At 64.3% G+C, this 24,059-nt stretch carries 22 protein-coding genes; 13 read left to right on the top strand and 9 right to left on the bottom strand.

The genetic code is table 11. The features are described 5' to 3' along the window. Positions 1 to 7: 7 nt before the first annotated feature. Positions 8 to 979, bottom strand: a complete 972-nt coding sequence (locus ACVOMH_RS03170; protein ID WP_481551026.1) for a mitochondrial fission ELM1 family protein — start codon at positions 977 to 979, stop codon at positions 8 to 10. Positions 980 to 1,107: 128 nt separating this feature from the next. Here ACVOMH_RS03170 and ACVOMH_RS03165 point away from each other — a divergent pair, with 128 nt between their 5' ends. Continuing rightward, positions 1,108 to 1,698 carry a malonic semialdehyde reductase gene (locus ACVOMH_RS03165; RefSeq protein ID WP_481551025.1) on the top strand — a complete coding sequence of 197 codons (591 nt, stop codon included), beginning with the start codon at positions 1,108 to 1,110 and terminating at the stop codon, positions 1,696 to 1,698. An 89-nt stretch (positions 1,699 to 1,787) separates the two neighbouring features. Beyond that, entirely contained in the window at positions 1,788 to 2,483 is a 696-nt protein-coding gene (locus ACVOMH_RS03160) for a YceI family protein (protein ID WP_481551024.1), read from the top strand. A 98-nt stretch (positions 2,484 to 2,581) separates the two neighbouring features. On the opposite strand, the gene ACVOMH_RS03155 is transcribed toward ACVOMH_RS03160, so the two are convergent. Beyond that, on the bottom strand, positions 2,582 to 2,902 hold the full coding sequence (locus ACVOMH_RS03155; RefSeq protein ID WP_481551023.1) for a hypothetical protein: 321 nt from the start codon (positions 2,900 to 2,902) through the stop codon (positions 2,582 to 2,584). Between the two features lie 169 nt (positions 2,903 to 3,071). Between ACVOMH_RS03155 and ACVOMH_RS03150 the strand changes: the two genes are divergently transcribed. After that, positions 3,072 to 4,136 (top strand): linear amide C-N hydrolase, encoded by a 1,065-nt coding sequence (locus tag ACVOMH_RS03150; RefSeq protein WP_481551022.1) that lies wholly within the window; start codon positions 3,072 to 3,074, stop codon positions 4,134 to 4,136. A gap of 61 nt (positions 4,137 to 4,197) precedes the next feature. Continuing rightward, positions 4,198 to 4,983 carry a hypothetical protein gene (locus ACVOMH_RS03145; protein ID WP_481551021.1) on the top strand — a complete coding sequence of 262 codons (786 nt, stop codon included), beginning with the start codon at positions 4,198 to 4,200 and terminating at the stop codon, positions 4,981 to 4,983. Positions 4,984 to 5,125: 142 nt separating this feature from the next. Here the strand turns inward: ACVOMH_RS03145 and ACVOMH_RS03140 are convergent, their stop codons facing one another. After that, entirely contained in the window at positions 5,126 to 5,917 is a 792-nt protein-coding gene (locus ACVOMH_RS03140; RefSeq protein ID WP_481551020.1) for a siderophore-interacting protein, read from the bottom strand. A gap of 94 nt (positions 5,918 to 6,011) precedes the next feature. Beyond that, entirely contained in the window at positions 6,012 to 6,533 is a 522-nt protein-coding gene (locus ACVOMH_RS03135) for a PadR family transcriptional regulator (RefSeq protein ID WP_481551019.1), read from the bottom strand. A 400-nt stretch (positions 6,534 to 6,933) separates the two neighbouring features. Here ACVOMH_RS03135 and aceE point away from each other — a divergent pair, with 400 nt between their 5' ends. Next, the gene (aceE, locus tag ACVOMH_RS03130; RefSeq protein ID WP_481551018.1) at positions 6,934 to 9,621 is read left to right on the top strand and encodes a pyruvate dehydrogenase (acetyl-transferring), homodimeric type; all 2,688 of its coding nucleotides are present in this window, start codon (positions 6,934 to 6,936) and stop codon (positions 9,619 to 9,621) included. Between the two features lie 61 nt (positions 9,622 to 9,682). Then, the gene (locus ACVOMH_RS03125; RefSeq protein ID WP_481551017.1) at positions 9,683 to 11,233 is read left to right on the top strand and encodes an SIR2 family protein; all 1,551 of its coding nucleotides are present in this window, start codon (positions 9,683 to 9,685) and stop codon (positions 11,231 to 11,233) included. A 75-nt stretch (positions 11,234 to 11,308) separates the two neighbouring features. On the opposite strand, the gene ACVOMH_RS03120 is transcribed toward ACVOMH_RS03125, so the two are convergent. From ACVOMH_RS03120 to ACVOMH_RS03110, 3 genes are all read right to left on the bottom strand, one after another. Further along, on the bottom strand, positions 11,309 to 11,545 hold the full coding sequence (locus ACVOMH_RS03120; RefSeq protein WP_481551150.1) for an IS3 family transposase: 237 nt from the start codon (positions 11,543 to 11,545) through the stop codon (positions 11,309 to 11,311). A 235-nt stretch (positions 11,546 to 11,780) separates the two neighbouring features. Then, positions 11,781 to 12,293, bottom strand: a complete 513-nt coding sequence (locus tag ACVOMH_RS03115) for a hypothetical protein (protein WP_481551016.1) — start codon at positions 12,291 to 12,293, stop codon at positions 11,781 to 11,783. A 132-nt stretch (positions 12,294 to 12,425) separates the two neighbouring features. Next, entirely contained in the window at positions 12,426 to 12,884 is a 459-nt protein-coding gene (locus tag ACVOMH_RS03110; protein WP_481551015.1) for a hypothetical protein, read from the bottom strand. A 289-nt stretch (positions 12,885 to 13,173) separates the two neighbouring features. On the opposite strand from ACVOMH_RS03110, the gene ACVOMH_RS03105 reads away from it, so the two are divergent. Continuing rightward, positions 13,174 to 13,659 carry a hypothetical protein gene (locus ACVOMH_RS03105; RefSeq protein WP_481551014.1) on the top strand — a complete coding sequence of 162 codons (486 nt, stop codon included), beginning with the start codon at positions 13,174 to 13,176 and terminating at the stop codon, positions 13,657 to 13,659. Positions 13,660 to 14,382: 723 nt separating this feature from the next. On the opposite strand, the gene ACVOMH_RS03100 is transcribed toward ACVOMH_RS03105, so the two are convergent. Beyond that, on the bottom strand, positions 14,383 to 15,648 hold the full coding sequence (locus ACVOMH_RS03100; RefSeq protein ID WP_481551013.1) for a serine hydrolase domain-containing protein: 1,266 nt from the start codon (positions 15,646 to 15,648) through the stop codon (positions 14,383 to 14,385). 288 nt (positions 15,649 to 15,936) lie between these two features. Between ACVOMH_RS03100 and ACVOMH_RS03095 the strand changes: the two genes are divergently transcribed. From ACVOMH_RS03095 to ACVOMH_RS03085, 3 genes are read left to right on the top strand one after another with little or no spacing between them, the layout of a single operon-like run. Then, a complete protein-coding gene (locus tag ACVOMH_RS03095; RefSeq protein ID WP_481551012.1) occupies positions 15,937 to 17,175 on the top strand; it encodes an efflux RND transporter periplasmic adaptor subunit in 1,239 nt (412 codons plus the stop codon). A 3-nt stretch (positions 17,176 to 17,178) separates the two neighbouring features. Beyond that, on the top strand, positions 17,179 to 18,381 hold the full coding sequence (locus ACVOMH_RS03090; protein ID WP_481551011.1) for an ABC transporter permease: 1,203 nt from the start codon (positions 17,179 to 17,181) through the stop codon (positions 18,379 to 18,381). Next, on the top strand, positions 18,374 to 19,087 hold the full coding sequence (locus tag ACVOMH_RS03085) for an ABC transporter ATP-binding protein (protein ID WP_481551010.1): 714 nt from the start codon (positions 18,374 to 18,376) through the stop codon (positions 19,085 to 19,087). Before ACVOMH_RS03090 ends, ACVOMH_RS03085 begins: the two co-directional genes overlap by 8 nt. Before the next feature lie 195 nt (positions 19,088 to 19,282). Here the strand turns inward: ACVOMH_RS03085 and ACVOMH_RS03080 are convergent, their stop codons facing one another. Next, the gene (locus tag ACVOMH_RS03080) at positions 19,283 to 20,548 is read right to left on the bottom strand and encodes a ferredoxin reductase family protein (protein ID WP_481551009.1); all 1,266 of its coding nucleotides are present in this window, start codon (positions 20,546 to 20,548) and stop codon (positions 19,283 to 19,285) included. A 1,097-nt stretch (positions 20,549 to 21,645) separates the two neighbouring features. Between ACVOMH_RS03080 and ACVOMH_RS03075 the strand changes: the two genes are divergently transcribed. The 3 genes from ACVOMH_RS03075 (at position 21,646) to ACVOMH_RS03065 (ending at position 24,040) form a co-directional block, all read left to right on the top strand. Beyond that, complete coding sequence (locus ACVOMH_RS03075; protein ID WP_481524069.1) at positions 21,646 to 22,029, top strand: hypothetical protein; 384 nt, start codon at positions 21,646 to 21,648, stop codon at positions 22,027 to 22,029. 211 nt (positions 22,030 to 22,240) lie between these two features. Continuing rightward, positions 22,241 to 22,657, top strand: coding sequence for a hypothetical protein (locus tag ACVOMH_RS03070; protein ID WP_481524068.1), 417 nt, complete (start codon positions 22,241 to 22,243; stop codon positions 22,655 to 22,657). A gap of 30 nt (positions 22,658 to 22,687) precedes the next feature. Beyond that, complete coding sequence (locus ACVOMH_RS03065; protein WP_481551008.1) at positions 22,688 to 24,040, top strand: XVIPCD domain-containing protein; 1,353 nt, start codon at positions 22,688 to 22,690, stop codon at positions 24,038 to 24,040. Positions 24,041 to 24,059: the final 19 nt, after the last annotated feature.

Here is a 24,059-nt window from a genome sequence, read left to right as displayed (position 1 = left end):
AAGACCGTTACAGGCCGAGGCGGGCCTTGACCTCGGCGGCGATGCGCGGGGTTTCGCGCAAGGGTTCGATCGGGTCTGCCGGGTCGGCGTCCAGCGCGGTCAGACCCTCCAGCAGCCGGCCGCGTTCGACCAGCGATTGCTGGAACCGCGCCATCCGTCCCTGCGCGCGCCGGCCCAGCAGCACGCCCACCGGCACCCGGGTGGCGCAGGCCTCGGACAGCAGGTTCACCGAGTCCGGCGTGCAGACCACGCGGTCGGCCCAGCCCAGCAGCCCGGCATACGGATTGGAACCGTCACCGCCATCACTCCAGATCACCCCCGGCACATCGTCGAAAGCGTGCAGCAGCGCCTGGGTCACCGCGCGCGGGGTACGCCGCGAGGTGGTGGCCAGCACGCTGCCGCCCTCGGCGCGCACCTGCGCGGCCAGCGCCTGGAACAGCGGCACGATCTCGCGCTGCTGCCACGGCGCGTGGTCGGTGGGGCCGCCGACCAGCAGGGCGGTGCGCGGCCCGGGCAGGTGTTCGAAACTGGAGAAGGCCGCGCGGCCGCAGGCCAGCCAGTCGTCGGTGACCGGGTTCAGGCTGCCTAGCAGGGTCAGCACGTTGTCGCCGCGCAGGCGGTCGTGGTCCGGGGTGATCACCAGATCCCAGTGGCGCGGGTGGATGCGCGGATCGAGGATCTGCACCGTGCGCGTGCCATTCCGGCCCAATACCCGCAGCGCGCCGGCCGCCTGGCGGCCGCAGCCGATCGCCAGTCCGGGTTGCGCGGCGGCCATCCGCTCGAAGCCTGCACCGAAGCCCCGCGTGGCGCCGGGCAGCAAGCGCGGTGCCAGCCAGCGCCACGGTGCCCGCGGTTCCAGCTGCAGCCGTTGCTGGCCGCCCAGACGCAACGCCGATGCCAACGCGACCGCTTGGCGGACGTTGCCGGCGCGGCCGTCGGTGATCGTCCAGGGAAGCGTCGATCGTTTCGCGTTTGGCATCAATTCGTTTCAGTAAGGCCGGGTGTTGCATCAGTCGTGGCGCTCTACACTGCGTCCACTCGTCGTGTCATTGTCCGGGCCTTTCCGGCCCAGCGCCACGACCGTAGCCAATTCACCACGGAGTTTCCATGTCCGACATCTTCAACGATGCCGCGCTCGACCAGCTGTTCCGTACCGCCCGCACCCAGAACACGTTCCAGGACCGCCCGGTTGAAGACAGCCAGCTGCGCGCGCTGTACGACCTGGTGAAGTGGGCGCCGACCTCGGCCAACGCCAGCCCGGCGCGCTTTGTGTTCGTCAAATCGGCCAAGGCCAAGCAGAAGCTGGCGCCGGCGCTGTCCGAAGGCAATCTGGCCAAGACCCTGGCCGCGCCGGTCACGGCGATCATCGGGTTTGACCTGGATTTCCACGAGAAGCTGCCGTACCTGTTTCCGCACACCGATGCCAAGAGCTGGTTCGATGGCGCGCGTGAGGGCCGTCACGAGGCCGCGTTCCGCAACGGCAGCCTGCAGGGCGCCTACCTGATCCTGGCCGCACGCGCGCTGGGCCTGGATGCCGGTCCGATGTCCGGCTTCGACAACGCCAAGGTCGATGAAGCGTTCTTTGCCGGCACCGCGATCAAGTCCAATTTCCTGGTCAACCTGGGCTATGGCGATCCGGCCGGGCTGTTCCCGCGTCTGCCGCGCCTGTCCTTCGATGAAGCCGCGCGCATCGAGTAAGTGTTCCATCGCCGGCGGTCATCACATCCGCTGACGCCGGCGTGTTGAAACTGCCTCCGTTCCTCTTTCTCTTCCTCAAGGAAACTCCCATGTCCACGCTCTCCAAACTGCTGCTCCCGCTGGCCCTGGCCGCCGCCATCAGCGCCTGCTCCAAGCCGGCCGAACAGGCCGCCCCGGCCGCGACTCCGGCGGAAACCGCCGCCGCGCCGGCCGAAGCCGCTGCCCCGGAAGTGGCGGCCATCCAGGTCGCGTCGGGGACCTACAAGCTCGATCCCAGCCACACCGATGTGCTGGTGCAGTGGAACCACATGGGCTTCTCCAACCCGACCGCACACTTCGGCAATGCCGACGGCACCCTGGTGTACGACGCCGCCGACGTGAGCAAGTCGACCGTGGAAGTCACCCTGCCGCTGTCGGGCCTGAACAGCTTCACCGCCAAGTTCGACGAGCACCTGCGCAGCGCCGATTTCTTCGACGCCGCCAAGTTCCCGACCGCCACGTTCAAGAGCACCAAGGTGGAAGCGGCCGGCACCAACAAGCTGACCGTGACCGGTGACCTGACCATCAAGGGCGTCACCAAGCCGGTGGTGCTGGGCGTGACCGTCAACGGTGCCGGCGAGCACCCGATGATGAAGGTGCCGTCGGTCGGCTTTGATGCCACCACCACCCTCAAGCGCAGCGACTTCGGCGTGGGCGCCTACGCCCCGGCCGTCAGCGATGAGGTCAAGGTCCGCATCACCACCGAGGCCAGCCAGGCCAAGGCCGAAGAAGCCAAGGCCCAGTAACCGGGGCGGGTTGACCGCTGCGCCCAGCGGCTGCAGCAAGAAGGCCCGCCAGTGATGGCGGGCCTTCTGTTTTCATGCACCACCGCAAAGCTGCGCGGTTACTCGCAGCGCACCGCGGTGATGACGTTGTTGGCATCGACGAACACGCGCAGGCGGTCTTTGCGGATGTCGCGGGTGGTGATGCTGGCCGGGCCGATCGGATTGACCAGCCCGGCGCCGCTTTCGCGCTTGAGCCGGCGGATGGTCGGCTCGTCGTTGACCTTGCCCACGGCCCACTGCAGCGTGGCATCCCGGCAGAGCCCGAAGTCGGGGTCGACAGCGGCAGGCGGCGCGCTCTGGCAGGCGGCCAGGCCCACGGCCAGCAGCAGGGCGAACGCCGGCAGGCGCAGTGTCGGGGAGGCGGCGGAAAATTCGGACATGGGATCGATCACATCGGCGGCCGGGCGTGGCTGCGCCGAGCATAGCAGCGGCTGGAAGGCGGCCGCTGCGGCAAGGCACGGCCACTGTGTCCACTGTCGATAGGGGATCGTTGCTAGGATCTGTCCGTCTGCTGTCAACGCAACGGTCAAAAAAAGGGAGTTTTTGTCCATGAAGTCAGTCAAGCGATCCCTCGTGGCAGCCTGTGCCACGCTCGTTGTCGGCGTGCTGGGCATGGCGCCCCCCGCAACGGCCTGCACCCGCTTCGTCTACCACGGTGCCGGCGATGAGGTCTTCACCGGCCGGTCGATGGACTACAAGGTCGATACCGGCACCCATCTGTGGATGTTTCCGCGCGGCATGCAGCGCAACGGCGAGACCGGCGCCAATACGCTCACGTGGACCTCGCGCCACGGCAGCGTCATCGCCAGCGCCTACGACTTCGCCACCACCGACGGCATGAACGAGGCGGGCCTGGTCGCCAACCTGCTGTGGCTGGCCGAATCCGAATACCCCGCGCGCGACAGCGGCAAGCCGGGCCTGAGCATCTCGGTGTGGACCCAGTACATGCTCGACAACTTCGCCACCGTGGAAGAAGCGGTCAAGGCGCTGGCCGACGAGCCGTTCACCCTGGTCAGCGATGCCGCCCCCGGCGAGCAGCGTCTGGCCACGCTGCACCTGTCACTGTCCGATGCCAGTGGCGACAGCGCCATCATCGAGTACATCAAGGGCAAGCAGGTCATCCACCACAGCCGCGACTACACGGTGATGACCAACTCGCCGGTCTTCGAGCAGCAGCTGGCGCTGGAAAGCTACTGGCGGCAGATCGGCGGCACGGTGATGCTGCCGGGCACCAACCGCGCGGCGGACCGCTTCGCGCGTGCGGCGTTCTATATCGACGCCATTCCCAAATCCACCGATCCGGTGGAATCCACCGCCAGCGTTTTCAGTGTGATCCGCAACGTCTCGGTGCCCTATGGCATCACCACGCCGGACCAGCCCAACATCTCCTCCACGCGCTGGCGCACCGTGGCTGACCAGACCCGCAAGCTGTACTACTTCGAGTCCGCGCTGGCGCCCAACGTGTTCTGGGTGGATCTGAAGAAGATCGATTTCAGCGAGCATACCGGCAAGGTCAGGCGGCTGGATCTGGGGCAGCAGGCACGCACCCTGTATGCCGGCGAGGCCAACGCGCAGTTCAAGGAAACCAAGCCGTTCCGTTTCCTCGGCGTCTGAGCGCCGCTTGCTTACATCGATCGTCTGCCCGGCACGCGGGCAGGCATCACCCGGAGCTCCCATGCACACGCGATTCAACCCCAAGTACCTGCCGGCGTCGCTGGCAATGGTCGTGCTGACGACGGCCGTTGTGCCGCTGGCCCAGGCCGAGACGTCCGGCGATGACCGCTGGCGTTTCCAGGCCACCCCGTATGTGTGGATGAGCGGCATGGAAGGCCAGGTGCGCCCGTTCCGCAGCGCGCCGACGGCCGAGGTGGACAAGTCCTTTTCCGAGCTGATGGACAGCCTGGACGCCGCGGCGTTTATCACCGGCACCGCGCGTCGCGGCAGCGTCGTGCTGCAGGCCGATCTCACCCATGCCGCCACCTCCGATTCAACGCCGCTGCCGCTGGGCCTGGCGGCCAACGTCAAGGTGCGACAGACCTCGGCTACGCTCACCGCCGGTTATGCCGTCAGGGCCGATGAGCGTACCGGCATCGATCTGCTGGCCGGCATCCGCTACTGGGATATCAACGCCGCGGTGCAGGTCCCGGGCCTGCTCTCGGCGCGTTCGGATTCGTCGTTCGTCGATCCGATCGCCGGCGTGCGCTGGCGCCAGGTGCTCTCGCCGCGCTGGAGCAGCGTGGCCTATGCGGATGTCGGTGGGTTCGGACTGGGCTCGGATGCCACCTGGCAGGTGCTGGCGCTGGCCAACTACCAGGCGACCGAGCAGTGGTTCGTGTCGATGGGTTACCGCCACCAGTGCCTGGACTACCGCGACCAGGGCAAGCGTCTGGACGTGGCCCTGTCCGGTCCGATGCTGGGGGTGACCTACCGGTTCGGTGCGGGCCGAAGCCCGCCGCTGTAACGCACGCGCCCCGCAAACGGGAGGCACCGAGCGCCGCCGTGCAGGCGGTGGCGGGCGCGGCGGCTGTTCCCCGCTGTCCACGCCGCCGCGCGTTCGCGCACAGCCTCCCTCGTGCGTCGCCTCGGGGAGGCGACAGTTGCGATCACTCCGTCTCGTCGGGGTCCGCCTTCCAGTAGCCGGTGGCGCGGATCCATTCCTTGGGCACCTGCAGGTGGCCTTCGATGAACTTGCGCATCATCCGCGCGCGCCGCGACTCGGCGGCGATCCAGTAGAACGCATCGCCGTCGGGCTGTTCGAAATCCACCAGCGCGTCTTCCAGCAGGGTGCTGTTGGCCGCGTCGAAGCCGTTGCGCTCGAACCAGTGCACTGTCACCTGCGCATCGCTGTCCAGCGGCTGGCGGTCGGCTTCCTCGGGGATCTCGATGAACACCTCGGCCACGGCGTGTTCGGGCAGCTCCTCCAGTCGCCGGGCGATGGCCGGCAACGCGGTTTCATCGCCGATCAGCACATAGCTGTCGAAGTCGTCGGCGATCACATGCGAGCCGCGCGGGCCGGCCACTACCAGCGCATCGCCCGGCTGCGCGCTGGCCGCCCAGTTCGCCGCCGGGCCATCGCCGTGCAGCACGAAATCCAGCACCAGCTCGCCGGCCTGCGCGTCAAAGAAGCGCGGCGTGTAGTCGCGTGCCGGCGAGGGCAGCTGGCCTTCCAGATAGCGTGGGCCTTGCTCGATCAGCTCCGGCAGCACGAAGGCGCCTTCGGCATTGGGGAAGAACAGCTTGACGTGGTCGTCGGGCGCGGCGCTCTCGAAGCCGGCCAGCGCATCGCCACCGACGATGACGCGTTGCATGTTCGGGGTCAGGCGCTGGCTGTGCAGCACCTGCAGCGGGCGGAACTGGATGGCGCGGCGGACGAGTCGGGATTCATGCAAAGACATGGGGGTACCTGGGTTCGGTCAAAGGCGCGGTGCGCCGGGGTGACCTGGCTGGATCGCTCTGGCTGGGTCGTGGGAAGAAAGAGGGCGGTGCGGCTCAGCCGGCATTGCCGCCGTCCTGTGCCGCGTGCCGCACCCGCGCCGTGGCCTGGGCCAGCAGCGCGGTGATGTGGGCCACGTCGGCGTCGCGCCAGCGGCGGTCGTGCAGCATCAGCGCCCGGGTGAGCTGGCCCATCGCCTCGCGCAACGGCGGCGGCAGCTTGGCCTTGGCCATCGTGCGCGCGCTGTGCCGGGCACGCAGCAAGGCGGCCTGCACCTCGGCATCGAGCGCGGCCAGCTGCGCGCGGCCCAGCGCGCTGATGCGATAGCGCTTGCGGCCGCCCTCCTCCTCGACGCTGACCCAGTGCTGCTTCTCGAAGTCCGCCAGCAGCGGATAGACCGAGCCGGCGCTGGGCGTGTAGGTGCGCACGAACATCTCGCTGACCTGCTGGATCAGTTCGTAGCCGTGGCGCGGCGCCTGGCCCAGCAGCCACAGCAGCAGCAGGCGCAGGTCACCGCGGCCAAGTGGACGGGCCGTGGCGCGGCTGCGGGTATCGGTGGTCACGGCCTCGGCCTTCATTTCGATATATCGGAATTGGTAAAGACGATATATCGAAAAGCCCCGGCCGGCAAGCGCCGGCGACGATCCGGCCGGGCAGGTGATACGGGTGCGACCGGGCGATTCCGCCGGCCGGTTTTCTGCTGCATCGCAGCATGGCTCCCGTTGTCACCTTGCTGACCCGGGCGGCTCGCGGCTTCGGGCCCACATGGCGCTGGTCGCCATGCGACGGCGCTGCGGACGAGGTGTCCTGCCGTGTCTACGTCCGGGGGCCATCGATGTCGCCGGATGTCTTGCGGACAGTAGTGGAATCAACGCCATACGTATGCGTAGCCAGCTTCGTCAGGGGCGCGGTGCGCTACACTTCAGGGCTCAAAATTAAAAACAAGCGCGCGCGTGCGTGCAGTACCTGGGAGCGCCAATGAACTGGTTGAATGAAGTGCTGAACAACGACCCCAACCCGGTGGAAACACAGGAGTGGATCGAGTCGTTGAAGGCCGTTATCGATGTCGAGGGCCCCGAGCGCGCGCATCAGTTGCTGGAAGGCATGGTGGAACTGACCCGTCGTTCGGGCGCGTTCCTGCCGTTCTCTCCCACCACCGAATACGTCAACACCATCGCCCCGCACCTGGAGGCCAAGAGCCCGGGCAATGCGGAGCTGGAATGGCGCATCCGCTCGATCATCCGCTGGAACGCGATGGCCACCGTGGTCCGCGCCAACCGCAAGCCGGGCGACCTGGGCGGCCACATCGCCTCCTTCGCCTCCGGCGCCACGCTCTATGACGTGGGCTTCAACCACTTCTGGCGCGCGCCCAGCGAGAACCACCCGGGCGACCTGCTGTTCATCCAGGGCCACAGCGCCCCGGGCATCTACGCCCGCGCCTTCCTGGAAGGCCGCATCGACGAGCAGCAGCTGGACAAGTTCCGCATGGAAGTCGATGGCGGCGGCCTGTCCTCCTACCCGCACCCGTGGCTGATGCCGGACTTCTGGCAGACCCCGACCGTGTCGATGGGCCTGGGCCCGCTGGCAGCGATCTACCAGGCGCAGTTCATGAAGTACCTGGAGAACCGCGGCCTGATCGAGAAGTCCGACCGCAAGGTGTGGTGCTTCATCGGTGACGGCGAGTCGGACGAGCCGGAAACCCTGGGCGCGATCGCGCTGGCCGGCCGTGAAGGCCTGGACAACCTGATCTTCGTGGTCAACTGCAACCTGCAGCGCCTGGACGGCCCGGTGCGCGGCAACGGCAAGATCATCCAGGAACTGGAAGGCGTGTTCCGTGGCGGCGGCTGGAACGTGATCAAGCTGCTGTGGGGCGGTTACTGGGATGCCCTGCTGGCCAAGGACACCAACGGCGTCCTGAAGAAGCTGATGATGGAAACCGTCGACGGCGAATACCAGAACTGCAAGGCCTTCGGCGGCGCGTACACGCGCGAGCATTTCTTCGGCAAGTACCCGGAGACCGCGGCGATGGTCGCCGGCCTGTCCGATGACGACATCTGGCGCCTGAACCGTGGCGGCCACGACCCGCACAAGGTGTACGCCGCCTACCACCAGGCCGTGAACACCAAGGGCATGCCGACCGTGATCCTGGCCAAGACGGTCAAGGGCTACGGCATGGGCAGTGCCGGCGAGTCGCTCAACCCGACCCACCAGACCAAGAAGCTGGACGACGAGGCGGTCCGCCACTTCCGCGACCGTTTCAACATCCCGGTCACCGACGAGCAGCTCAAGGACGGCCAGGTGCCGTTCTACCACCCGGGCCCGGATTCGCCGGAAGTGAAGTATCTGCAGGAGCGTCGCGCCGCCCTGGGCGGCTACCTGCCGCAGCGCCGGCAGAAGGCCAGCAAGTCCTTCACCGCGCCCAAGCTGGAAACCTACGAGCGCCTGCTCAAGGATTCGGGCGAGCGCAGCTACTCCACCACCATGGCCTTCGTGCAGACGCTCAACATCAGCCTGCGCGACAAGGAGCTGGGCCCGCACCTGGTGCCGATCGTCGCCGACGAAGCGCGCACCTTCGGTATGGAAGGCCTGTTCCGCCAGATCGGCATCTACGCCCCGTACGGCCAGAAGTACAAGCCGGTCGATGCCGACCAGCTGATGTACTACCGCGAGGACCAGTCCGGCCAGGTGCTGCAGCAGGGCATCAGCGAGCCGGGCGCCATCGCCTCGTGGATGGCCGCCGGTACCAGCTACTCGGTCTCCAACGTGCCGATGCTGCCGTTCTACATCTACTACTCGATGTTCGGCTTCCAGCGCGTGGGTGACCTCGCCTGGCAGGCGGCGGACATGCGTACCCGCGGCTTCCTGCTCGGCGGCACCGCCGGCCGCACCACGCTCAACGGCGAAGGCCTGCAGCACGAAGACGGCTTCAGCCACATCGTCGCCGGCGGCATTCCCAACGTGCGCAGCTACGACCCCACCTTCGGTTACGAAGTCACCGTCATCCTCCAGCACGGCACCAAAGCCATGATGGAAGACCAGGTGGACGAGTACTACTACATCACCCTGATGAACGAGAACTACACCCACCCGGGCATGCCCGAGGGTGCAGCCGAGGGCATCATCAAGGGCATGTACCTGCTCACCGACGCCGGCAAGCCCAAGAAGGGCGAGCTGCGCGTGCAGCTGCTGGGCAGCGGCACCATCCTGCGTGAATCCATCGCCGCGGCCGAGCTGCTGGACAAGGACTTCGGCGTCACCGCCGACATCTGGTCCTGCCCCAGCTTCAACGAACTGCGTCGCGACGGTTTCGACGCCGAGCGCTGGAACCGCCTGCATCCGGAAGCCGAACAGCGCAAGCCGTACGTCACCCAGTTGCTGGAAGGCCGCCAGGGCCCGGTCATCGCCGCCACCGACTATGTGCGCGCCTACGCCGACCAGATCCGCGCCTTCGTGCCGATGACCTACTCGGTCCTGGGCACCGACGGCTTCGGCCGCTCCGACACCCGCGCCAACCTGCGTCGTTTCTTCGAAGTGGACCGGTATTACATCGCCCACGCCGCCATCGCCGCCCTGGCGAAGGACGGCAAGATGACCGCCAAGGACGTGGCCCGGGCGATCAAGCAGTATGGGATTGATCCGGAGAAGGCGAACCCTGTGGGGGTTTGATGAAGGTTCTGGTATGTGAAATGGGCGGCCTTTAGGTCGCCCATCTTTTATTGGGGGAAATATGGATATAACAAACTACCTCGTAGAAATCCTCAAAGAAAAGGCTTCGGGTGCCTTCCTCTTCCTGGGCTCTGGATTCTCTCGTCGCTATATTGGATTGGAGGATTGGAAGGGGCTTTTGCAAAGATTTTGTGCGCCAGGTGTACAGTTCGAGTACTACTTGTCCAAAGTGGATGGCGATTACCCGGAGGCCGCAAAGCTGCTATCCGTAGATTTCAATGAGCGCTGGTGGCGTGAGGAAGAATTCTCGAAAAGTCGCGACCAGTGGGGTGGTCGAATAGCAACAAGTTCGTCCGCGCTTCGAGTGGAAATATGTAATTACTTGTCTTCGTTGACTAGTCAGTTTCCAGGTGGTCTGGAGTTGCCTGGCGAGGTTGAGATAATTCGTCGTCTAAACGTCGATGGAATTATTACAACTAATTGGGATTGCTTTTCTGAGCACCTGTTCCCTGACTACAAAGTTTATGTCGGTCAGGGTGACCTCCTGTTTGCTAATCCTCAAGAGGTTGGTGAAATATATAAAATCCATGGCGGATGTTCAGATCCTGATTCTCTAGTTCTTACATCGGACGACTATTCTCTTTTTGCTAGTCGTAATCCCTATCTGGCTGCGAAGCTAATAACTGTATTTGTGGAGCATCCGGTTGTTTTTATTGGATACTCACTATCCGATCCAAATATTCAGTCGATACTTCGTGCTATTAGCTCATGCATTGGATCAAAGAATGTCTCAAAGCTTCGTAAGAATTTGATTTTTCTCCAGCGCCTTGGTGATGGCGAGGAGGACTCAATTTCTGAGACTTTCTATGCAACTGATTCTGAGCAAATTCCGATCGTGCTCGTAAAAACTAACGATTTTTCTCTTGTTTATTCAGCGCTGGAGCAAGTGAAGCGTAAGGTGCCAGCGCGCATCCTTCGATTCTGCAAAGAGCAGATGTACGAGGTTGTAAAAAATGGAGAGCCTGATAAGAAAATCACTGTCATAGATATAGAGAAGATTTCTGCTACTGACAGTGTAGAATTCTTGGTTGGCGTTGGGGTTGTATCTAAGGGGCTTTCTGCTGTTGGATACGAGTCCATTCAGGCTGTTGATCTTTTTTCTGATTTGATTGTTTCTGAAAAAAATTATGACGCAGATTTGGTCCTTAAGAGTGTCATAAAGAGTGTTGGTAGGAATACAAGTAACATACCTGTCTTTAAGTATCTAAGTGCTGCAGGGGTTCTTACTAAGGCTGAGTACAATAAGTCTGATTACGAGCTTAAAAAGTGGGTGGATAGGCGAATAGATGAGTTTCGCCTAAGTGTCTACAAAAAGTCTTTTAATAATAAATGCAAGGATATGGGTGCGGCTGATGTAATACGTGAATTTAGTCCAGAGGTTGCTGCGGCTTATATTCCATTTTTATCATCCGACAAGATTGACTTGGATGTTCTTCATGCGTTCCTGAAAGATAACTTTGACATTTTTAGTCAACAAAATAGCGGTTATGTGAGTTACTTCCGCAAGCTGGCCTGCTTTTATGATCGGCTGAGATTTGGATGGAAGTTCTGATCGCGGAATAACGGCAAAAACAGGGGGGAACAACGGGGTCAGGTTGGAGTGACCCGTGTTTCGTGGACAGGGTAGTCAGGGGACAGTCCTGACCGGTTGATATTGCTGTTCGGCTTGTAACGGCGTGGTGTAGCCCAGCCCGGAATGCAGCCTGGCCCTGTTATAGAACACTTCGATGTACTCAAATATCGCGGTTCTGGCGGCCTCCCGGGTTTTAAACGGGCGGCCGTCATTGATTTCCAGGGCCGTAGGCTGGGTTGGCTTTATCAACCCAGCAAAGCCGGCTGAGAGCCACGGTATCGCTCCGGTCATTCTGGTTGTGAAATGAGGGGCAACGGCTTCCACACGCTGCGCGTGCGGGTTCCTTTTGTCTTGGCAAAAGGAACCAAAACCGCTTCCGCCGGACGCGTGCCGATGCAATAGGGCCGCATCGGTGCCCTGCGCTTCTCGCGGACCGGGGCGGCGCGGAACTCGCTTCGCTCAGACACCCGCGCCTTATTCCCCCGATCCGCTGCGGTGCTCGGCACGCTTTGACGGCTCGGGTGGATCAAATGCTGTAAGCAACAGCAACAGCAACAGCAACAGCAACAGCAACAGCAACAGGAAAAACCAAAGCCAAAGCCAAAGCCAAAGCCAAAGCCCTAGCGAAAGTGACCGCAGGTGAGCCCGGAAAGTTGATTCGTGATGACGGTGGGTTCGGTGTTTGTATGGAGGAGAGCGGCATGTTTGCCTGGCTCGCCCTTCGCCCTTCGCCCTTCGCCCTTCGCCCTTCGCCCTTCGCCCTTCGCTTTTCGCTTTTCAGCTTGTGCTTTTGAAGTTGACCTTCACCCCGTAGAGCATGGCCAATGACCGGCGCGGATACCCGCAGGGCGACGCGCAGGAGCGCGTCGTTTTTCGCCGGTACACAGATGTGCCGTCGAAAAATGCGGCAGGCAGTGGCGGACCCGCGCAACGCGCGGGCATGCGCCCGGGGGGGCTTGACCAACCATTCGGTTGTTGGAAAAGCGCCTCTTTTGGTTACTTTTTCTTTGCACAAGCAAAGAAAAAGTGACTCGCGCACCGCAGGTGCACGAAAGCTCTTGATCTTTCAAAAAGAATCGCCTCGAGGGTTCCAAGGCCCGCGGGCTGACTGAGTATCAACGATCCAGCCTGCTTGCTGTAAAAAGTGCTCCCAGCAATTGCCGGCACCGTGTCAGTTTCGGCGCCTCGGGGCATCACCGGACCTGAATATGACGGTGCCCGATTCGATTCCAATGGCGAACGATGTGCCGAGCAGCACGCATTGCCAGAACCAATCGCTTCCGATCTTTCCACCGGACATGAATGCCAAGATCGTAATCAGTGCGAGCGCGTGGAGCAGTACGCGTGAAATCCGTCCATACCTGTCCCAATCTTCGCGGCGTGCGTGACCGAAGTGCTTGAATCCATTTTCGCGGAACATCTTGAATTGGTAATAGAAACCCAGCATTTCAAAGACCAATCCGCGTTTGGCACCGGGCAGCGTCAGTCCCCACATGCAAATCATTGCTCCGACATACAGGATGGGCGGCAGCCAGGTGCCGCCGTCGATCGCACCGTACGCGATGCTGATCGGTGCCATTGCCACAACATGTAGGAACAGGATCAGTTTTCCCGAAAGCCGGTAACGCATTCCATCGCTCTCCGCCGTACGCCGCGTCGAGCCTATCGCATCTGGCTCATGGGAAATAAGCGCCTCGAAAACGATGAGGCAGTGTCGGTTTTGCGGAAGCGGCGCTCACGCTAACGGCTCTGTAGTCCTTTTCCTACCGCGCAACGCGTGTTCCACCGACTGACGTGGGCTGTGGCACGGGCGCAACGTCGCCGTGCTCCGGCCGCCCGGACGGTTGATTGCCACCGGCGGTAACGGAGCACGGACCCCGGACGTGCCGGGTTGGATACGCATAAGCAAGGAGCAGGCTGTGACCCAGAATGTGGTTTCCCTCGTCCTCAGCGACGCGCAGGTGGCCGCCGCCACCACCGGTTTGAAGCAGATTGAAAGTGCGTTGCCCGGGTTGATTTCCCTGCCGGCCGAGGACGCGCGCGGGCTGGTGTTCATGGGCGAGCGCTCCGGCCCGTTCGTACGCCGCACCCTGCGCGTGGTGGAGGAACACCCGCACGTGGTGCCGGCCAGCCTGGATATTCCAGCCGCGCAGGCCGACCTGCTCGCTTACGACCAGCTGGTGCCGCTGCTCGAACGCCTGCAGTACCTCACCAGCCGGGTGCAGGACACCGTCAACGCACTGGGCAGCGACCTGATGAGCACCGCGCTGGACGCCTACGGCCATATCAAGGTGTCCGGCAACGACCACGGCCTGGAAGACCTGCGCCGCCAGCTCGGCCACCGCTTCCGCGGCACCCGCACGGCCGCCCCGGTAGCCCCGGCCGAGGTGGCCGGCGCCGGCTGATCCCCCGCAGCGCTTGCCCGACAACGCCGGCCCCGTGCCGGCGTTGTCGTTTGGGGCGCCGCCGCCACCGTCGTCGCCGTCCGCCCCTTGCCGCCGCCGGCCACTACATCCATTTTCAGGACAATCGACCAAAAATCGGTCGACGCCGAACGAAAATCGCTCGACTGCGACCGAAAAATGGTCGTCGTCGACCAGAAATCGGTCGTGCACGAGCAAAAAATGGTCGGCGTCGACCGGAAATCGCTCGCGCGCGACCAATAAATGGTCGGCATCGACCATAAATCGCTCGTCACCGGCCGAAAAATGGTCGCGCACGAGCAGAAATCGGTCGGCAGCGACCGCAAACCGGTCACCGCTGCGCGAAAAACGCCCGCCTGCGCCCGCAGATCACCCGGCCCCCTCCGTCAAAGCGTCACCGCCATCCCAAAACCGCCCACGCCTGGCCGCGCAGCGCCCCTTCTATACCGATGAAGCCACTTCCGGGGCGCACGGACAACCGATGCACCGCACGGCACCGTGCGCAAGCGGCGGCCATTGCGCCTTTGTCCTACCAGTAACGAGCGTAGGCCGGGTGGGCTTCATCGACCCGGCAAAACACGGCGAGCGCCGGGTGCACGCTCTGGTGCCTCTCTGCGGCGGGCGGTCATGAGCAGCGGGAGCCGCTGGGGCTGTCCACCCTGCGCCTGTTTCCCGTCGTGTCGAACCTGAGGGTTTGCCCGACTGTCAGAGATCAAAGCCCAGCAGGTCGTGCCCGCTGGCATGGCGGACGATGCGCCGGTAGAGCAGGTTGCCGCTGCCGCCATTGGTCAGCAGCACGATCGCGCGTTGCCGCGCGGCATCGCCCAGCGCGAAGTTCTTGAAGATGTCGGCGTTGCTGCCTGCGTGATAGAACACCGGCCCGCTGCGGGTGTCTTCCAGGTTCCAGCCCAGTCCCTTGTCGGTCCAGCGGCCGGGCAGGACCAGTTGCGGCGTGAGCATCGCCTGGCGGGTGGTTTCCCTGATCTCCCACGCGGCCGGCGTGGTGCGCGGCATCATCAAGGTCATGAAGGTGGCGTAGTCGCGCAGCGTGGTGCGCAGGCTGGCGGCGGCATTGGCCATGATGTCGCCCTGCCACTGCACCAGCCTGGGCGGCGCGCTGGCCAGCACGTCGGGCAGGGCGCGCACCGCATCGTCGTACTTCCACGCCGAGAGCGGCTTGCCCCAGCGCTCGGCGACCGGCTGCGCCGCGCTCCATTGCTCGCGCAGCAACTGGCGGGGCATGCCGGTGCCGGGCCGGTCATGGGCGCGGTGGCCGTAGACCGAGCGCGCGGCGAGAGCGGCATCCCAGCCGTAGCTGCTGGCGGTCATGCCGGCTGGCCCGAACAGGCGCGACTGCATCGATTCGTCCAGGCTTTCCCCGGTCAGTGTTTCCACCACCAGTTGCAGCCAGAAGAACGCCTCGCCCGAATAGCCGATGCGCGTGCCCGGCTGGAAGGCGGGCGTCAGTGCTTCCTGCGCCGGCTGGGGGCGCCAGTTGGGCAAGCCGCTGGAATGGCGCAGCACATCGCGCGCGGTGATCAGCGCGATCCACGGTGAATCGGACAGATAGTCCGGCCGGCGGTAGTGCACCAGCGGCCGGTCGAGATCGATCAGCCCCTGATCGGACAGCTGCAGCACCAGATAGGCGAACACCGGCTTGCTGAGCGAAGCGTTCTCGAACAGGGTCTCGGCGGTGACCGGGGCCTGCGTCAGGGCATGGGTCACGCCCAGCGTGCGGCTCCAGACCGGCTTGCCCCCGTCGATGACGGCAATGCCCAGCCCGGGTACCGCGAACGCGGCCATCAGGCGCGGCAGCGCCGCCAGAAACGCATCGGAAGGAATCCACGGTCCCGTATCGGCCCGGCACTGCGCGCCGGCGGCCAGCGGCGCTGATCCGATCGCCGCCAGTGAACCGGCCCCCAGCGCGAGGAAGCGGCGACGGTCCAGACGGAGAGGCGCACGAGTAGGCATCACCGCATTGGATAGGGTTGGGGATGGGCTGGCAAGCGGCTCCCCGGCGCCACTCAGCTATCAGGGCCAGGTGGGAGGAACTGGAGTCCGACCCCGGTTCTCACCTGCTCCCTTGTCCGTTGCTCTCGACGGCAGGGCGTGCGCGTGGCGCGGCCTATCGGAATAAGGCTGATGCGAGAGTCGGAACTGGACCCTGACCCCGGTTCCGGTCGCCCGGGTTCTTCCCGCCATTGTCGCCCCGACGACGGACAGGTGAAGATACGCCCTGGTTTCCAGAGTGCCCCACCCATGCCACACGCCTCCGCTCGGCGGAAATGGATCATCGCCGGTGCCGTCGTGCTGGTGCTGGCCGTGCTGTCCTGGGGCAGTGTCCGCTGGCGCGGTCCGCTGCTGCCGGGCTATGTGGTGAGCGTCGGTCCGCTGGTGCAGAACGTGGTCGCAACCGGTCGCGTCGCGGCGCTGTCCCGGGTGGAAGTGGGGACCGAGATCTCCGGCCTGGTGCTGGAGCGCCGGGTGATGGACGGCGACCGGGTCGCACCGGGCGACGTGCTGGTGGTGCTGCGTGCCGCCGACCTGGAAGCGCGCCGCGACGAGGCACGCGCGGCGCTGGCCGCGCTGCGCCAGGCCGAGCGACCCGACGCCCAGGCGCGGTTGCGCCAGGCCCGGGCCGATCTGGCCCAGGCCGAGCGCGAGGCCGCCCGCCGCGCCGCGCTGGGCCAGCGGCAGCTGGTGTCGCGCGAGAGCGTGGAGCAGGCGCGGCAGGCCCTGGTTGCCGCACGCGCGGTGGCCGATCAGGCGCGGGTGGCGGTTGAAGCGTTGACCGGCGGTGCGCGCGAAGCCCAGGCGGTTGAACGCCTGCGCGCGGCCGACGCCGAGCTGGAGCGCGCGGTTATCCGGGCGACCGTCGCCGGCACCGTGCTGACCCGCCAGGTGGAGCCCGGCGATACGGTCAGTGCCGGGAAGGTGCTGCTGGAGATCGCCCGCGATGCGCCCGGCGAAATCCTGCTGCCGCTGGACGAGAAGAATCTGGCGCTGCTCGAGGTCGGGCAGCCGGCGACCTGCGTGGCCGACGCCTGGCCCGGACGCCCGTTTGCCGCCACCGTGTACCACATCGCCCCGTCGATCGACCCGGCCCGTGGCACGGTCGATGTGCGGCTCCGCATCGATCCGCCGGTCGACTTCGTGCGTCAGGACATGACCGTCACCGCGACCCTGCTCACCGGCCAGCGCCGGCGTGCCCTGGCCGTGCCCAACGACGCGCTGATCGCGGCCGATCCGGGCTCGGACCGCGCGCAGATCCTGCGCGTGCGCGATGGTCGTGCAGTGCCCGTGGCGGTGCGCCTGGGGCTGCGCGGGCTGGCCATGACCGAGATCGCCCAGGGCCTGGAGGAAGGCGACGAGATCGTGGCGGCGGGCGCCCTGGGTGTCACCGGGCGTCCGGCCGACGGTGCTCGCGTGCGCCTGCGCCTGCAGCCGCCGCCGGTGGCGCAAATGCCGCCCGCGGCCGATGCCGGCGACGCCGGCTGAGCCATGTGGATCGAGTCCACCATCGCGATGCGCTTTTTGCGGCAGGGCCGGGCGCAGTCGCTGCTGATCCTGTTCGGTATCGCGGTGGGTGTGTCGGTGATCGTGTTCGTCACCGCGCTGATCGCCGGTCTGCAGCAGAACCTGATTGAACGCACGCTCGGTACCCAGGCGCATGTCCGGGTGGAGGCGCCGCGCGAGGTCAACCATATCGCGCCGGCGGCACCGGGCACCCTGCAGCTGGTGCTGGAGGAGCCGCGCCCGCAGTCGCTGCGCCCCATCGACAACTGGCAGCAGGTGCTGGAGGTGATCGAGCGCCTGCCCGGGGTCAGCGCGGTCTCGCCGGTGGTGTCCGGTCCGGCGTTCGGGCGTCGCGGCGATGCGACCGCCTCGGTGGCCCTGGTCGGCATCGACCTCCCGCGCTATGTGCGGGTGATCCCTCTGCAGGAGAACCTGGTGGAGGGCCGGCTGGAGGTGGGCTCGGGCAACGGGCTGGTCGGCCGCCAGCTGGCCGAGGACCTGGGCCTGCGCACCGGTGGCAAGCTGCGCCTGGACGCCGGCGAAGGCCGCGAGGCGGTGATCAACGTTGCCGGCATCTTCGAGCTGGGCGTGCGCGAGCTGGATGCGCGCTACGTGTATCTGGATCTGAAACAGGCGCAGTCGCTGCTGGCGCTGCCCGGCGGCATCAGCGTGATCGATGTGACCGTGCAGGACGTGTTCGCCGCCGACCAGACCTCCGCGCGCCTGCGCGGGCTCACCGGGCTCAAGGCCGAGAGCTGGATGGAGAGCAATGCCCAGCTGATGAACGCGCTGACCTCGCAGAGCATGTCCACGCGCATGATCAGTTTCTTCGTGGCCATCTCGGTGGCACTGGGCATTGCCAGCGTGCTGGCGGTGAGCGTGGCCCAGCGCACCCGCGAGATCGGCATCCTGCGTGCGATGGGAACGCGGCGGCGGCAGATGCTGCAGGTGTTCCTGATCCAGGGCGCGGTGCTGGGCCTGGTCGGTTCGGCGGTGGGTGCCTTGGCCGGCTGGGGGCTGGTGGGCGCGTTCAACAGCTTCGGGCCGAAGCTGTTCACCATCGTGCTGCCGCCGGCGCTGGTCCTGGCGGCGATGGCGCTTGCCACGTTGTCCGGCATGGGCGCGGCGCTGGTGCCGGCCTGGCGTGCATCGCGGTTGGATCCGGTGGAGGCCATCCGCCATGTCTGAGGTCCGCGAGGTGCTGCGCCTGGAGGGGCTGCGCAAGTCCTACAACCTGGGCCAGCCCAACGAGGTGGAAGTGCTGCACGGGGTGGACCTGAGGCTGGACAGCGCCGACTTCGCCGCACTGGTGGGCCCCTCCGGTTCGGGCAAGAGCACGCTGCTGAACATGATCGGCCTGCTGGATTCCCCCACCGCTGGCGAGCTCTATCTGGGCGGCCGGCCCACCCGCGCGATGGACGACGAAGCCCGCACCGCGCTGCGCGGCAGCCAGATCGGTTTCGTGTTCCAGTTCCATCACCTGATCGGCGCGTTCACCGCGCTGGAGAACGTGCTGATGCCGGTGCTGGTCGCCCACGGCCGGCCGTCGCGCGAGACGCTGGATATCGCCCGCGGGCTGTTGGCCGACGTGGGCCTGGAGAAGTTCGCCGACCGCCTTCCCGACCAGCTTTCCGGTGGCCAGCAGCAACGGGTGGCCATCGCCCGGGCGTTGATGACCCGGCCCTCCCTGCTGCTGGCCGATGAGCCCACCGGCAACCTGGATACCCGCACCGCGGCGGACGTGTTCCAGTTGCTGCGCCGCTTCAACGAACAGTTCGGCTGCGCGGTGCTGGTGGTGACCCACGACCCGCGCTTGGCGGAAACCTGCGACCGCAAGATCACACTGGTGGACGGCCGCATCGTCTCCGACGAAGGGACGCGGGGCGACCGGTAAACCCCGCGGGCGGAACACCCGCTCGCCCCATGCGTGGTTCAGGGCGGTTCCGGACCCGGGCGGCGCCAGCCCGGCGGCCTTGGCTTGGCCCTCATCGGATTCGCGCCCGCACCTAACGCCGATGTGGCAAGCAGCAGGCGCCGGGTGCGCCGATGCCTGCAGCACCGTCTGGATGACGGCGGCCGGGGGGCCGCGTCAGCGGAAGTCGAACAGTTCGTGCGAGAGGTTGGCGTTGGGCACGCCATGGGCGGCCATGATCTTGCGGACCTCCTCGAGCAGGCCGGCCGGGCCGCAGAAGCAGACCTGGAGATGGGAGGGGCCCGCTTCGGCCACCCGCGCGGCGAACTTCTCCTGGAAGGCGGGGGTCTCCACGCCCGCCAGTATCGGCACGTAGTCCACGCCGCGCTGCTGTGCGAGCGGGGCCAACTCCTCGGCGGCGGGAAACGCGCGACCCGGCGTCTGGAAATTGAACAGGGTGATGCGTTCTAGTCCGCGCGCGGCAGGATCATCCAGCCAGGCCAGGAATGGAGAAATGCCAACGCCGCCAGCGATCCATACCTCGGCGGTCGCCTGCGCCGGCCGCATGAATCGCCCAAACGGTGCGTGTACTTCGGCGGTCATCCCGATGGAAACCTCCCGGACCAGACGCTGCGTGTAATCGCCCAGGGCGCGGATGACGAACTGCACCGGCTCGCCGCGCGTCCCCGCACTGGCGATGGTGAACGGATGGGGCTCGTGCAGCCCGGGCGCACTGAAGGACACAAAGGCGAACTGGCCCGCCCGGTATTCAATGCCGTGGCCCAGCGGCGACAGCACCAGCCGCACCGCGGAAGGGCCGGATACCACGCCGGTGACCTGGTATTCGGCGCGGTTGGATACAAAGGGATAGAGCAACAGTTTGTAGAAGGCGCCGGCGGCACCCAGCGCCGCGGCGATGGTCAGCCAGACACCGGCCGGGGACAGCAGCGCGACCGGTGACTTGAAGCTGAGCCAGTGCAGGACCACAATCAGGAACAGCGGGCCGGACAACTTGTGCCACCAGCGCCAGGTGCGGTACGGAATTTTGCGGTTCAGTGCGAGCAGCACGATCAGCATCAGCGCGATGTAGGACAGCTGCCGTACCAGGCGCGTCACCGGCGCAGGCAGTTCGATGATTGCGGCGGTCTCCCAGCCCGGCATGCCCGCCTTGAATGCCAGGTGCACCGAGGCGAAGACCAGCGCCCAGACCCCCAGCCATTTATGGGTTTCATAGACCCGGTCCAGTCCCCCGAATGCCGACTCCACCACTTTCCAGCGCGCACCCAGCAAGGCGGCGCAGGCCATCATCACCAGCGCCGCCACGCCCGAGGCCAGGCTGACGGCCGCCATGCTGCCGCGGGTTCCCGCCGGCAGATCGACAAAAACCAGCGCAAAACTCAGCGCAGACAATCCGATCAACACGGGGGCGGTCTTCAAGCGCATGGCGGTTGGCCTGTTTGGGGCGCCTATGCCGTTCAGGCGCGTACGCAGTATGGCAGTGACAGGCAGGGGCGGCACAGTGCCGCCGTCAGGCTGTTTGGCCGCATTGACCTCCCTCGACGCGCCGCCGCACACGCCTCAGGCCACGACCGGCATGGACGCGGTAGGTGCAGACAACTCCCCGGTGAGGATTGCGCCTGTCCTCCGCAGCGGGGCCTCTTCGATTCGTCCTTCATCCACGCTTTTTTCCCGTGTCCACCGCACCTGCGGGTAGATCATCGGCAGCCGAGCGGGCTGAAAAAGCAGGAACAGATAGAAACAGGGATCAGAGTGGAGTGACCCGTATTTCGTGAAAGGTTTCCGGTCAGCTGACGCGTATGTGCAGAGCGACAACAATCCGCGCGGCGCCGCATGTCACCACAGCGATGCTGCGCAGCTGCATCAGCAGGGTGACTCACAACGACACCCCACCATTGCCCGAGCCGGATTTACCAGCAACTACGCCCCGATGTCCTGCATGGCGCACTCCAAAGAAGTGGGCGAGATTGCAGCAAGCCGGGCTTCGACCGGCAAGTATCGAAGCCCGGTGCTGCCCGTGGTTTTCAGGCCGTCCTGGCCGCCCTGCTCCATGCCCGCAGGCCGATCACCGCCTGGCTGAAAGACAGTAGTTGAAGCAACGCTGAGATACCTGTTCTATCAGGCGAGACGCTGCCGTTCTTTCTTTCAGGTCTGGGGACGAGAATGCGACCCATACGTTCGCACTCCTGGCTCTCCAAGTCTGTGTTGTGTCGGCGTGGTGTGGGGCTGAGCCGCGGTCGAATACCGGATTGACGCGTGTGTTGGTGGTCTTTTCCTACACCGCCACATGTGATTTGCCGACATTCTTCGATTCGTTTGACAGGCAATGTCCCGAAGGCGGTGTATCTGTTGCCACTGTATCTACAACAAGGAGGCGACCGGCACAGCGCCGCAACTGCGCAGGATTGCATCATGCACAAGCCAATAAAGGCCTGTGACACGGAATGTGTGTCGCTTTGTTCCAGGTTGTTGGCTAGCGCCGGGTGAGCTGTATGGCTAGTGCTCTTCACAAGGAGATGGATATGCGTCCGCTGAAGGCTGTTCTTCTGGTATTGATTTCTATATCGGCGGCTGATGAGGTATCAGCCGCAAAGAGCGGGCCGTCACCGGTTTACCCCAAAGAGCTTCAAGGTACGTGGGATCTTGGGCAGGGCTCCTGCAAGTTGCCCATCGATCCAGATCTGGATGCGCCGATACGAGTGGAAACGGCGCGGCTGATGGGCTACGAGCATCAGGAGGCACCTGTTTCCATAGAGCGTGTTTCAGAGAGCCCGCTTGCCTGGCGGGTTTCTGCAACTTCAGACAACGCCCCAGGGATCACTACTGATGATCTGTATATCGTCAAAAATGATCATCTGACCATCTCTGATGGCGAGGCGACCAGAAAGTACCGCCGGTGCAGATAAACCCCGACAGTATGATCGAGTAGCAGCCATCAGGTTCAGGAAAGCATGGCCACATAACCGTTCTGTATTGGGTGTCAGGATTTCTGGATGGTTCGTTCTTCTTTCAAACGGTTCTTGGCTGAGTCTGCAGCGGAATGGGACAACCTCCCGCCTGCTTCTTTGAGGGGCGAAACGACGAAGATTCAATCACGCAGACAGGGAGTGCAGGTGGATGAACTGGAAATTCTCGCTCGCCATTGCCATCTCGGCCATTGCTTTTGCGATGACCGCAGATGCGGGCGTGGCGTCTTCTACTGGTACGAAAGCGGTCGCGTCCTATCCACAGGAACTGCACGGCTCTTGGATTCCTGCATCGGCGGTTTGCCCACAACGTGGCCAACCTCTCGACGGGGACAACGTGATGCACATCAGCGCAGAGTTGCTCCAGGGGTATGAGGATCAGAGCACCCCATCTGCGGTGGCCGTCATTTCGAGCGAGCCACCGGCGTGGAGGATTGAATCGTTGGTGGATGTCGGACCTTCCGGGGTCTACGAAAGAGGCGACCCCAAAATTTTCGTGCTCAGCGATGGGAATCTTTCCGTTACGTCAGAATTCCACGCCGATGTCTACAGGAAGTGCGATCGCTAGAAGGGCTTTTGATCAGACAAGGAAGAATCTATGGAAAGGGAATTGCCAAGCTATCGAATGCTGCAACTGGGGGCGCCGGATCGGAACAGAGTTCAAAGAAACGAAGTGTTCAACGACCTTGAAGGGCTGGTAACACATCACCCGGACTACAACAGGAACGCACAGCTGTTGAATGGAGTGGTTGTCCGCGGTGAAGACCATCGCCGGCGGACCTACAGCGTTGTAGGTGGTGAAATTCAGGAGGTGGAGGCGGCGCGCACCGACGAATATCGCGCATTGACGCAGGACCAGGTTCTGCTCGTGAAAGATTTCATACTGGAGGACTCGCGAATCGCGAGTGGCCAGCCTGGCGTGCGGCAGGTTGATGTGCCTGCACCGATGGCAGGTTATGTCGGCCGTGTTGACGCTGCCAATGGTGTTGTCGACATCCTCGACAGGCGCGGTGGTGAGGTGATTGTGAGGGCCCGGCATCTCTATCCCATCGCCGTCCACGTGGGCGACGAGGTCGGGTACGGCCAGTCTCTTGGTATCCAGAGTAATCGTGGGCTCAACGCCCGTGCTGGCAAGCATGTCCACTTCGAGGTCGATACCCGCTATTACCAGCACTATGAGAACTATATTGAAGATCTGGCCAGTGGCCGGCTGTCCATTGATCCCGCGGGACAGACACAAGGCATCGAAGCTAGGCCAGTCATCGATGATAGTGTGATCCGCATTGGAGAGTCGGCGGATATCGTGCGTCTGATCCAGGAGCGCTTGAACGCGGAGGGTTTTCGTGACACCAATGGCGGGCTTTTGCAGGAAGATGGCGTCTACAGGCTTTCTATGCAGCCTGCTGTCATCAACTACCAGAACGCACGGGGGCTGCCGGCCAGCGGCGACCTCGATCCGGCCACGTTGCAGCAGATCGCGCCAAGAGTATTCCCGCCAGAGGTAAACCGGTTGGAGCATGATGTGCATCCCAGCTACCTCGACCTCCATAGCGGCACTATGCCCGAGGAGGATCCGTTGCATCGCCAGGCGGAGAGGGCCGTGCGGTGTCTCGAGCAGAATCTGGGAAGGAACTACGACGGCAATAGCGCCAGATTGGTGGCAAGTGCTGCCTGCCTGGCTAAAGAAAATGGTCTGACGCAGATAGACCATGTACTGCTCAGCCGAACTACCGGGACAGCCCAACACGGTGAGAACCTGTTTGTTGTGCAAGGCGTGCCAGATGATCCGGCGCATCTGCGAGCACATATGCGTACCGATGAAGCGCTGGGCAGGTCGGTTGAGCAGTCGCTCGCCCACTTGCAGGTACTGAATGAAACGCAGAGTAGGCGGCAGGAGCAGCAGCCCGAGCAACGTGGACAGGTACACGCCCCTCAACCTGGGTTGGGGTAAAAAGCCGGGGCCGGCATGA

This window comes from Stenotrophomonas sp. STEN013, assembly GCF_056760355.1.
The sequence above is the reverse complement of the archived record's forward strand: the minus strand, read 5'-3'. Positions and strand labels throughout refer to the sequence as shown.